Consider the following 255-nt stretch of genomic DNA (forward strand, 5'->3'; position numbering starts at 1 on the left):
GCGAGTACAAGGCGTATGACCAGATCGACGCGGCGCCGGAGGAAAAGGCGCGCGGCATCACGATCTCGACGGCGCATGTGGAGTACGAGACGGAAAACCGGCACTACGCCCACGTCGATTGTCCCGGCCACGCCGACTATGTGAAGAACATGATCACCGGCGCCGCCCAGATGGATGGCGCGATCCTGGTGGTTTCGGCTGCCGACGGCCCGATGCCGCAGACCCGCGAGCACATCCTGCTCGCCCGTCAGGTCG

1 protein-coding gene is annotated in these 255 nt (G+C 65.5%); it reads left to right on the forward strand.

What is annotated here, in order from left to right:
* The coding region (locus tag C5748_RS27660; RefSeq protein ID WP_245582022.1) for a GTP-binding protein at window positions 1–255 on the forward strand (255 nt) is incomplete at both ends.

Source organism: Phyllobacterium phragmitis (genome assembly GCF_002980495.1).
In the GTDB taxonomy this organism is placed as follows: domain Bacteria; phylum Pseudomonadota; class Alphaproteobacteria; order Rhizobiales; family Rhizobiaceae; genus Paramesorhizobium; species Paramesorhizobium phragmitis.